This is a genomic window from Lysinibacillus sphaericus (assembly GCF_006864135.1).
Classification (GTDB): domain Bacteria; phylum Bacillota; class Bacilli; order Bacillales_A; family Planococcaceae; genus Lysinibacillus.
Genome location: NZ_SADV01000022.1, coordinates 65,107 through 75,718, shown reverse-complemented (window position 1 = coordinate 75,718; position 10,612 = coordinate 65,107). Strand labels below are relative to the sequence as shown.

Here is a 10,612-nt window from a genome sequence, read left to right as displayed (position 1 = left end):
ACACGGAAGTTAAGCTCTTTAGCGCCGATGGTAGTTGGGGGCTTCCCCCTGTGAGAGTAGGACGTCGCTAGGCACCTAGAAAAGTCGAGGATTTATTCCTCGACTTTTTATTTGCATTTTTCCAGCTGGTTAACCCAAATAATACGATAAAAATGGTTATGGGTTCTGCCATTTATCTAGCCGAAGGTTAAGAAATAAGGAAACTCCTCGGAAAAGTAATGGGCGATGGAGCAAAATATCGAGCACCAGCTGACGAAGATGTAGGGCCTAAAGGTTAGTTTGTTTAGAATAAAGTTTGATTAAAATGCTTTCTTTTCCGTCTCAAGCTGTAGAAACAACTTTGATAGCACGATTTGAAAAATAGCGACTTCTACAACTCATGATTGTAGGAATTTTTATTATATTACTTGAATCAATTTCATAAATCATATTTTCCAAGAGCTTAGACTGCTCCTATTAAGAAAACTTACGTTTTTAAAAATTATGCTGCTTTAGTTTGTGTCTGTAATAAAACGTTCAGACGATCTACTGCCAACTTGCAGGCATTATAAATAAACGTCACCAGATTGAAGTGAAGTTTCGCCTTTCTTCCTGTTCTGTGACGGACATTGTTTAACTGAAAATATTGCTTTAGGTATGCATTTACACGTTCAACGGCTGTGCGCTCTTTATACAGTTGTTTCCATAGTTCAGAGCCACGTGCTGGATACGTAAACTTCCGTAAATCATCGTTACACTTGATTTTGAAAACCTTCTGACAGAGTGAATCATCACGTAACGGACAGGTTCCACATTCCTTTGGCCTTTGCGGATATTATAGGGAATCACTGCACGCATTTGATACTCGTGTAATTGACGGTAAATAGGTTCAAAATCATACCCTGCATCCAAAATAGTGGTCTTAAAATGCCCTGGAAATAGTTTTTCTACTTTCTTTAAAAGAGGAATCGCTGCTTTACTATCCGACAAATTGCCAGATGTCATGAGGCGAGAGGCGATATATTGACTCTTGGTTGTCACTGCGAGATGCCCTTTAAAGCCAAACCAAAATGTATTTTTGCCGTCACTGTTCTTTTTGATGCCCCAATTCGGCTCGATGGGCGCATCTTGCCACAGTGTCTCCAGTGGTGTATCGAGTTGATGCCTGATAAGTCGACTGATTGGCTTCGATTTCTGCTTGTTTCGCAAGCCAATCCTCACGTTCTTCTTTTGATTTTCGTCCACGTTTTTTGGGTGGTGCAGGTTCTTTTTTCTCAGTAGGTTTCGCTGCATCGCGTGATTCGAAATGTGTGGCATCTATGGCGAGATGTTCATCACAAATGAAACCTTCTATAAAGGCCGTTTGAATCAATGTATCTTGCATGTGATCAAGTACATCTGATTGACTAATGACGTCGATCATACGGGAATAGGACGCTTCAGACGGAACCACGTCTGAAACGAGAAAACCGCAATCGAATCGAAATAAAAGATCGTTGACTAAACGTTTGATTAAATCCTTAATCGTTGGAATCCGCTTGACAATACGAACAATGAGTGACTGTATCATAGCACAGTAATTTAATTCACGTGGGGCACCACGTAATGTCTTTTTTGAAAACAACTGAAAAATAGGTTGCACGTCGAAAGTGGCAAAAATCGTATCAAAACGACGGGAACTTTCCATTTCCATTAATTCTTGGATGTCAAATAGGCTCATTTGTTTTACAATAGTCATAGGGCATTCACCTCATTCAGTATGTTAGTTTCGTCGCTACCATTATACCGAATTTGGGGAGGTGCCCGTTTTTTATTGTTTTAGATCCTTGATACTAAAGGGATTAAATTTATGAAATTAACTCACTTGTATTATTTTTTTAGATTTGATAATTCATAGTTAATAACTTCCTTTATCTTATCGTTCCCAATTGCTCCATTCTGGAATGTATTAGAATCGCCCCAGTAAAGCTGCCTAAATGAAACACCATTATTAAGTTCAATCCCCAAAAATATACGTGTATCTTCTAGCTTACCTACATCAATTAATGATTGTACATCTTCTAATTTTAATTCATAAAATGCGGCTAGGAACGTATCCTTAGAAGACTGTGAGAATGTGTGTATTCTCTTGCCATCTTCAGTGCTTTCAAAATAGATATTCTTCACCAAATGATCCATAGGGTAAAGTTCTCCTACTGTTTTTGCCTTTTTATTTGTGTTGGCTACATAAACATCATTATTTGCAGCAATAATCAAGGAAGATGGATATCCTTTTATTTCAGAAATGATTGTTCCTTCTTTTAAATATGTCGCATCACCATTTTGCATCTTGTGATTACTGCATGCACTGTCAGCCATTTTATATGTCACTTTACCAAGTTCTTTACCTTTTTCAATCGTTATAGGAAGATTTTCATTCACTTGCTCTGGAAAATGATGCTCATACTGTATATCGTTAATCATCAACACATCCACCCATTCAATTTCCCCATCAGGACACCCTTTAAGAAAAGAGAAGTTACTGCAAGAAGATATCAACAAAGCAAATACAGAAATAAATATCATCTTTTTAAGAACTTTCAATATAACACCTCCTAGTTATTAGACACTTATTATATATTTAAGTTACAAGAAATATTTGAATGTTCGGCTTAATTTATAAAAATGGTAATCGACATACTTGCAACGTTTTAAATTAATATCCGCTGAATACATAAAAAAATAAGAATAGAAGGCTTTCTGCTAGATTGTACTACGCAAGAGTGTAGTCGTTTGATACAATAAAATCATAGTATTCAAGATAGAAACGGCGGGTGTTCGTATGGTTAGTGATATTTTAATAGAAATTGTAACAGCGATTGGCCGCTTTTTAATCAACCCATTAATGTATATCGCAATGTTATTTGCGGTTTTATTAGGTTATAGTCGTGTAAAACAGGAGCGGAAGTTTTTTAATAGACGTATTATTTGGGGTTGGACAGAGCTAATTGGTCAATGGAAATTTGGGTGGCTAAATGCCCTCCTCATTTCACTCATAAGTGTTGGTTTAGGTTTAACAGTGCCTAAAGCTTTTTTAATGAATTTAATCGCTATTTCTGCGTTGGCACTATTACTGTTCTTCATTAATGCACTTTCACCTATCTATACAATGGGGCTTGCGACATTAGCAATGTGGTTGATGTACCATTACAATTGGACATTTTCTTGGTGGAAAATCTCTTTAGAAGGTGTAAATTTATTAGATGGTTCCATTATAACGATTACGGTTTTAGCAGGTCTAAGTGTGATTGCTGAGGGTATATTAATTCGTCGAACAGCAATGAAGGTAACGACACCGAGAGTTGAAAAGACGAAGCGAGGTATGCAGGCAATTGTCTATCGTTCAAGAAATGTATGGATATTGCCAATTTTCTTTGTAATACCTGGTGATATTATTCCTGTAGATTCCCCATATTGGCCACAATTTACATTAGGGGAGAGTACTTTTGCACTTGTACTATTTCCACTCGTTATAGGCTTTTCAAAGCTTACTCGAAAAGAATTGCCGACTTTGCAATTGCCTAAAATTGGTCGAGCGGTGCTAATACTAGGGCAGTTAATTTTAATAGGTGGACTTGTTGCTGCGTTGGAGCCGTTAATTGGCTTTATCACGTTGGTAATTGGTGCAGTGATTCGTATCATTATCACAATCTTCTATGCGCTGCAAGATAAAACAGACATTTATGCGGTTGCACCAAATTCAAAGGGCGCTATTATTGCGGCTGTCTTACCTGATTCACCTGCTGAAAAAATGGGCTTACTGGCAGGAGAATGTATTCGTAAAGTAAACGGTCAGACCATTTTTACTGAAAATGATTTATACGAGGCTTTGCAATTAAATGCTGCACATTGCCGTCTAGAAGTAATAGATCGTAACAATGAAATACGCTTAACACAGCATGTTATATATAGCAATGATCATTATCGTATTGGATTATTACTAGCTGAGCAGAGGGATATATGATGGATGTTTTCGGGAAAATGATGCTAGCGTTATTTTTACCTGCATTACTCGTATTATTGTTTACTAGAATTACGTATAATCGGTATGTTGCCTTAATATTGGCAATTGCGCTTATTGCGGCGTCTGTCTATGCAGGATATACTTCGCCGCCTATTATCTTCGTAATCGATGCATTTTCGTTAACAGTAGGCTTTTGGCTAGCAAGTAAAATGAAAAAAAACAAAAATTAATATAAAAGGTCAGTCCAAAGTGATAGCTTTCTCACTTTTAAGACTGACCTTTTTACATGAAGAATCTTACGGCTGCCATAATGATAACCCCCGCTACAACTGTAATAGATAAGCTTTTGGTAATAATTGCAATTATAAGGGTTGGCACAAAGGTAATCAATACGGGCCAATTTAATGTAACAATTTTTCCGCTTTCTGTATCTAATAAGTTTTCGATGACAAGAGCACTCAAAATACAAACTGGGATAAAGCTTAGCCATTTTAATACAACCTCAGGTAGTTTTACATTTCGAACGAAAATAAAAGGAATAATACGTGGTAGCCAGGTGACAAGTGCACAGCCAATGATGAGCCATACCATAGTAGTAGTTGTCGTCATTTATCTGTCACCACCCCTATAGTTGCTACAATAACTGTTGAAAGAAGAACAGCCACATGGGAGGGCACAATATAAGAAAGACCATACATAATGACAACCATATAGCCGATTAACATAAGATAATGCATTATTTTACTTTTACCTACACTGTTAAGTTGGAGAACAAGAAGTGCCACAAACATAGCAACCAATGCGAAATCTAGGCCCCATTTTTCAGGAGTTGCTACCCACTGTCCTAAATATGCGCCAGCTACACAAGAAAGAATCCAAAATGAGTAAGCAGTTATGTTCAGCCCATCCATCCATTTGCCATGTAATTTCCCGCTTTGCATTTGCTTTGTAACAGCAACGCCAAATGTTTCGTCCGTCAATAATGTGCCGAAACCAACATTTCTTAGCATGGAATAGCGTGTAAAGTGCGGAGCTAATGTTAAACTCATTAATAAATGGCGTAGATTTACAACAAAAATGGTTACAATAATAGCAGAAGCAGGGCTATTTGTTAAAAGAAGTGCACAAAAGATAAATTGTGCGGAGCCCGCATAGATGAGTATAGTTAATAGTGCAATTTCGAATACAGATAATCCAGAAGCGGAACCTACAACACCGAAAGCGAGTCCTATGCTTATATAACCGAGTAAAGTGGGAACACAATCTTTAACGCCTTGTAAAAAGCTATCGTCTGGCATGTTTGCTGTTTCATTCTGAAAATCGGTTGTACTTGTCATAAATAAATCGTCCTTTCTTAAAAATTTCCATGTATACTAATAATGGAATAGTCTGATAGTTTGTTGTGTTTATTAAAGTATACATATGTCTGATAAAATAAACAATAGAAATTGGTGAAAAAAAATGGAGCAAATGAGTCGGAATTTGGCATTTCAATTAAAGAAGATCCGGCAACAACGTCATTTAAGCTTAGATGATGTTGCCAAAGCTACAGGGGTAAGTAAAGCCCAGCTGGCCCAAATTGAAAAAGGGGAGGCAAATCCTACAGTATCAACGATTTGGAAAATTGCTGCGGGAATGCGCACTTCATTTTCCTCATTATTACAAGCACCAACAGCACACTTCATGAAATATAGTAGTAAGGATGCGCCACGTGTAGATGAAGATGAGGGGCGATATCGTGTGTATTCCATTATTCCTTATAATCCAGATCGTGGCTGGGAACTTTATAGGATTGAAATGGAGCCTGGTGCTTTCAGTAGAAGTGAAGCCCACACAGAAGGGGTAGAGGAAACTGTGACTGTAATCCAAGGGCAGGCCAATATTTCTGCTGGGGAGATGCATGAATTACTAGAAGAAGGGGATACACTAGTATTCTCAGGACATCAACCACATGAGTATAAAAATACTTCGGAAAGGTTAACGATTTTACATTTAATTTTGCAATATAAATAGAGGTGTCGATTTTGAGTGAATGGTTTACTGTAGATAATATTGAGCAGATTGCGGCACAGTATCGAACGCTTGGCCCGGTCATTGGTTTATTTTTAACGTTTATAGAGGCGTTTTTTCCATTTTTACCTTTGGTCGTGTTCGTTGTCGCAAATGCGAGCGCATTTGGTTTATGGTTAGGTTTTTTATTATCCTGGATAGGATCCGTAGCGGGTTCATATGCGGTATTTTTGCTTGTCCGACATTTTGGCAAGCATCCAAAGCTTCGGTTTGTAACAGGTAGTAAAAAAGTAGAGAAGCTAATTAAATGGGTAGATATGAATGGTATTAGTCCTCTGTTCGTGTTACTTTGTTTTCCTTTTACCCCCTCAATCATTGTAAACATTGTAGCGGGTCTATCTCATATTCATAAAAAGTTTTATTTTGTGGTGTTATTGGCTGGGAAGTTCGTTATGATTTTAGGAATGAGCGTACTTGGTTACGATTTAAAGTCTCTTCTAACGAGCCCTGTTAGACTGATTATTGCAGCTGTTGCGATTGTCTTGCTTTGGTGGGTTGGCAAGTTTATGGAGAAACGATTAAATGCACGGGTAGAAAGAGACTTAAAACATGCGAGAAAATTGACGAAAAATCATCAACGTTGAAAGTTGAATATGCACATCTTACCCCTTTTATCATGTAAAATGAGAGAAGGGGTTTTTTATCTTCATTCATAAAGGTAAGGCGATGTTCGAGAAACGTGGAGCAGCGTTTAGATAAAATAGTAAAATGCAAAGTTAGAGAAGCAAAAAGCTCGGGGGAACCATCAAAGTAATCGGGTCCATGCAAAAACTGCTCAGGTAGACCAGCAAAGCCTGTATATTTACGACGACTAACATTTTTTTGAAAATTCTTTCAGTAGAGGTCTTCCATCGAAAGAAGTTAAAACCTCGGCGGATGTCACGGAAATCGGAAAGGCGTTAATAAAGGATGTTAGCCTAAAATCATCGCATCCTTGCGATAACGGCTAACTGACCTGCATCCTGCAGGCCTAAGCACAAAGCCGATTCCGGACGCAATTACGCCGAGGCATAATTGATATAGATATATTAACAGGAGGAGAAAAGTACATGACATTGCGTATTGTATCAGGACGTTCAGGAACGGGTAAATCAACGTTTATTCATCAAGAGATTGTCGAGCAACTAAAAACAGATCCGTTAGGTCATCCAATTTTTGTGATTGTACCTGACCAAATGTCTTATTCAACGGAGTATGAGCTTACGAATAAGCATGACTTGAAAGGCTTAATCCGTGCGCAGGTCATGACATTTAAACGATTAGCATGGCTAGTATTACAGGAAACGGGTGGTATTGCTCGAAAAGAAGTAAATGGCTATGGCTATCGAATGCTTATTCGCAAACTTTTAGAGGAACAAAAAAGTGAGTTTTCATTATTTCGACAAGCAGCTGGGAAACGAGGCTTTACGGAGGAAATTGAATCGCTATTACGAGAGTTTAGTCGTTATAGTGTAAATAGTTCGGTGCTAGCTGAAGTGACAGCATCTTTGCAAGCCATTGATGCGCCAAATACATTGCAAGCGAAGACGAATGATTTACAAGTAGTTTTGCAAGCTTTGGAGGAACGACTTGGCACGACATATGTCGATAGTGAGGGGTATTATCCGATTTTAACCGAGCAACTAAAATGCTCCGAGACGATGAAGCAGGCGTCAATTTATATAGATGGTTTTACAGCATTTACGGTAAGAGAATTAGAGCTTGTAAAAGAGTTATTAAAGGTGACAAAACAGGTAACGGTAGTTCTTCCCTTTGACCATATCGATGAAGTTTATGATGAGCAATCTTTATTCCATGAAGCCGCTTCTACGAACCAACGTTTACACGATATTGCATATGAAGAAGGCATTGAAGTTGAAGCACCATTGCACTTCTATAATACGTATCGTTTCCAGTCTGGTGATTTACAACATATGGAATCTCTCTTTGCTGATATGGTGCCTCAAACGAAAGAAACTTCAGGTGATGTAATGGTGCTTGAAGCATCTAATCGACGTGCGGAGATACATGCCATTGCCCGGGAAATAACAAAGCTGACGAGAGAGAAAGGGTATCGTTATCAAGATATAGTACTTCTTTATAGACAAGCAGAAGTCTATGACCCGCTCATTACAACAATTTTTCAACAATATGAAATTCCTATTTTTACAAATTCGAAAAAGACGATGTTACATCACCCTTTAATTGAACTTAGTCGATCTGCTTTAGAGGTTATTACTTCTAATTGGAAGTATGAACCGGTTTTTCGTAGTGTAAAAACAGATTTATTTTTCCCATTACATGCTGAGTTAAATGTTTGGCGTGAGCGAGCGGATCGTTTAGAAAACTACTGTTTAGCACAGGGCGTTTTTGGAGAGCGCTGGTTTGAAGAAGCTCGATGGTTTTTCAAAAAGTATCGTGGACTAGAATTCCATTCACGAGTGCAGACGGATGAAGAACGTGCAATGCAGGCAGAAATCGAGGCTATTCGCAACGAAATTCGTCGGCCGCTTAAATCATTACAGGACAAGCTGGAAGTGGCGACAACAGGTAGAGATGTAGCGACAGCTTTATTTGAGTTGATTGAGCATTTAAATGTTTATGAAAAGCTTCAAGCAATGAAAGACCGTGAACTTGATCGAGGCGATGCATTAGCTGCAAGTGAGCATGATCAAGCGTGGAAAGAATGGATTGCAGTGCTCGATCAGTTTGTGTATATGTTTGGTGAGCAGGAGATGTCCGTAGAGGAAGCGGCGAAAATCTTAGACGAGGGCTTTGATACATTAGAATTTTCGCGTATCCCGCCAACATTAGATGAAGTTATGGTAGCGACAGTTGATTTAGCTCGTTTATCGAATATAAAAGTCGCTTTTGTCTTAGGAATGAATGATGGAGTCTATCCAACTCGTATGGATTATGAGGGATTGCTGTCAGATAACGAACGTGAATGGTTTAGTCAAATTGGCTATGAACTGGCGCCAACATCTAAAAATCGTTTACTGCAGGAAAATTTCTTGCTATATCGAGCTTTAACGACACCCTCCGATAAATTATATATGTCCTATCCAACGGCAGATGAAGAGGGCAAGGCGCTACTGTCTTCACTCTATATAAAGAAAATTATCGGTAATGATAAAACGGCAGGCCTTTTGAGCGGTGTCGAGGTCGAGCGAGTTGTAATCGATCCAATTGAACTATTGGATGAAAGTGCATTACCGTATTTACGCCATCCACGTACAGCTTTAGCACATTTAATGGTGCAAAAACGTCAAGCTGAACATAGTCGAGAACTAGCGCCAGAGTGGTTTGCTTTACAAAAATTTTATAAACAAGACCCTTATTGGGCACTTATTTATGATCGAGTTTTACATCCAATCACTCATAAAAATGAAGCAGAACCATTAGAAAACCACATCACACAGGAATTATATGGTCAAAAGCTAACATCTAGTGTGTCTCGTATTGAGAAATATTTCCGTTGCCCATTCTCTCATTTTACAACGTATGGACTTCATCTAGAAGAGCGGGCAGAGTACAGACTAGAAACATTTGCAATGGGTGATTTATTCCATGAGGCATTGAAATGGATTACTGAAGAGACACACCGTCTGCAACTATCATGGATACGTTTAACAAAGCAGCAAATTAAACAATTAGCACGCCAAGCTGTAGAGCAAATTGTGCCGGTATTTTCACATCAAATCTTACTGTCAAGCGCACGTTATCGCTACATTCAACGCAAACTTATTCGTATTGTCGAGCGAACAATGACGGCACTTACGCAGCATGCGAATGTATCTCACTTTAAGCCAATTGCCATTGAGGCATCATTTGGACCGGGGCAAAATGAACAGCTTCCTCCACTTGAAATAGATTTAACAGGTGGTAAGAAAATGTTTATGCGAGGTCGTATTGATAGAGTGGATAGTGCGTCTATTGATGACCGCTCTTATTTACGGATTGTCGATTATAAATCATCCGCTCGTGATTTAGATTTGAATGAGGTTTACCATGGTTTGTCTCTACAAGTACTAACGTATTTAGATGTGGCGATGGAAAACGCTTCTTATTGGCTGCCAGGGGAGGCGGAGCCAGCTGGGGTTCTTTATGTACATGTCCACAATCCAATGCTAAAGCTTGATAAGGATTTAAGTGATAGTGAAATTGAAGTAGACCGTTTAAAACAATACAAAATGAAAGGTCTTTTGTCAGAAAATGCGGAGGCCATTTTATCGATGGATGAGCAATTAGAGGAATCGAGTGGACATTCAAAAATTATTCCTGTCTATATGAAGAAAGATGGGACACCGTCAGAATCTCAGTCGCGTATAGTACCTGTTAATGATATGAAAAATCTACAGCATTTTGTACGGCGCAAGCATCAAGAGGCTGGTGATGGAATTTTAGCAGGGGATACGTCCATTAGTCCTTATAAACTTAAAACAAAAACAGCATGTGATTACTGTCAATTTACAGCGGTTTGTCAATTTGACCCATCTGATGGCAAGCAAAGCTATCGTCAGTTACAGCAAGCAAAACCGAATGATATCGTTGAGAAAATTCGGAAGGAGATGAAGTAAG

The 10,612-nt window shown here is 38.5% G+C and carries 8 protein-coding genes, 1 rRNA gene and 1 pseudogene; 6 read left to right on the top strand and 4 right to left on the bottom strand.

Annotated elements, in window-relative coordinates; genetic code table 11:
* Positions 1-73, top strand: a 5S ribosomal RNA gene (rrf, locus tag C7Y47_RS26310); the annotation flags it as partial.
* Between the two features lie 408 nt (positions 74-481).
* Here the strand turns inward: rrf and C7Y47_RS19625 are convergent.
* Together C7Y47_RS19625 and C7Y47_RS19620 are read right to left on the bottom strand one after the other, a co-directional pair.
* A pseudogene (locus C7Y47_RS19625) lies at positions 482-1,717 on the bottom strand (transposase).
* 131 nt (positions 1,718-1,848) lie between these two features.
* Complete coding sequence (locus C7Y47_RS19620; RefSeq protein ID WP_142510289.1) at positions 1,849-2,562, bottom strand: hypothetical protein; 714 nt, start codon at positions 2,560-2,562, stop codon at positions 1,849-1,851.
* A 238-nt stretch (positions 2,563-2,800) separates the two neighbouring features.
* Between C7Y47_RS19620 and C7Y47_RS19615 the strand changes: the two genes are divergently transcribed.
* Both C7Y47_RS19615 and C7Y47_RS19610 read left to right on the top strand, forming a co-directional pair.
* On the top strand, positions 2,801-3,982 hold the full coding sequence (locus C7Y47_RS19615; protein WP_142510288.1) for a PDZ domain-containing protein: 1,182 nt from the start codon (positions 2,801-2,803) through the stop codon (positions 3,980-3,982).
* Entirely contained in the window at positions 3,982-4,212 is a 231-nt protein-coding gene (locus C7Y47_RS19610; protein ID WP_142510293.1) for a DUF2198 family protein, read from the top strand. Before C7Y47_RS19615 ends, C7Y47_RS19610 begins: the two co-directional genes overlap by 1 nt.
* Positions 4,213-4,264: 52 nt before the next feature.
* Here the strand turns inward: C7Y47_RS19610 and C7Y47_RS19605 are convergent, their stop codons facing one another.
* Both C7Y47_RS19605 and C7Y47_RS19600 read right to left on the bottom strand, forming a co-directional pair.
* The gene (locus tag C7Y47_RS19605; RefSeq protein ID WP_142510287.1) at positions 4,265-4,591 is read right to left on the bottom strand and encodes an AzlD domain-containing protein; all 327 of its coding nucleotides are present in this window, start codon (positions 4,589-4,591) and stop codon (positions 4,265-4,267) included.
* On the bottom strand, positions 4,588-5,319 hold the full coding sequence (locus C7Y47_RS19600; RefSeq protein ID WP_142510286.1) for an AzlC family ABC transporter permease: 732 nt from the start codon (positions 5,317-5,319) through the stop codon (positions 4,588-4,590). The genes C7Y47_RS19605 and C7Y47_RS19600 overlap by 4 nt, the downstream gene beginning before the upstream one ends.
* Before the next feature lie 124 nt (positions 5,320-5,443).
* On the opposite strand from C7Y47_RS19600, the gene C7Y47_RS19595 reads away from it, so the two are divergent.
* The 3 genes from C7Y47_RS19595 (at position 5,444) to addB (ending at position 10,611) form a co-directional block, all read left to right on the top strand.
* Positions 5,444-5,995, top strand: a complete 552-nt coding sequence (locus tag C7Y47_RS19595; protein WP_142510285.1) for a helix-turn-helix domain-containing protein — start codon at positions 5,444-5,446, stop codon at positions 5,993-5,995.
* Positions 5,996-6,006: 11 nt separating this feature from the next.
* A complete protein-coding gene (locus tag C7Y47_RS19590; RefSeq protein ID WP_142510284.1) occupies positions 6,007-6,636 on the top strand; it encodes a TVP38/TMEM64 family protein in 630 nt (209 codons plus the stop codon).
* Positions 6,637-7,101: 465 nt separating this feature from the next.
* Entirely contained in the window at positions 7,102-10,611 is a 3,510-nt protein-coding gene (gene addB / locus C7Y47_RS19585) for a helicase-exonuclease AddAB subunit AddB (protein ID WP_142510283.1), read from the top strand.
* The last annotated feature ends 1 nt before the right edge of the window (position 10,612 follow it).

What these genes read in the sequence shown, in the direction of transcription:
- C7Y47_RS19615 (WP_142510288.1), top strand. Translation starts at nt 2,801, where the DNA reads ATGGTTAGTGATATTTTAATAGAAATTGTAACAGCGATTGGCCGCTTT.
- C7Y47_RS19610 (WP_142510293.1), top strand. Translation starts at nt 3,982, where the DNA reads ATGGATGTTTTCGGGAAAATGATGCTAGCGTTATTTTTACCTGCATTA.
- C7Y47_RS19605 (WP_142510287.1), bottom strand. Translation starts at nt 4,591, where the DNA reads ATGACGACAACTACTACTATGGTATGGCTCATCATTGGCTGTGCACTT.
- C7Y47_RS19600 (WP_142510286.1), bottom strand. Translation starts at nt 5,319, where the DNA reads ATGACAAGTACAACCGATTTTCAGAATGAAACAGCAAACATGCCAGAC.
- C7Y47_RS19595 (WP_142510285.1), top strand. Translation starts at nt 5,444, where the DNA reads ATGGAGCAAATGAGTCGGAATTTGGCATTTCAATTAAAGAAGATCCGG.
- addB (WP_142510283.1), top strand. Translation starts at nt 7,102, where the DNA reads ATGACATTGCGTATTGTATCAGGACGTTCAGGAACGGGTAAATCAACG.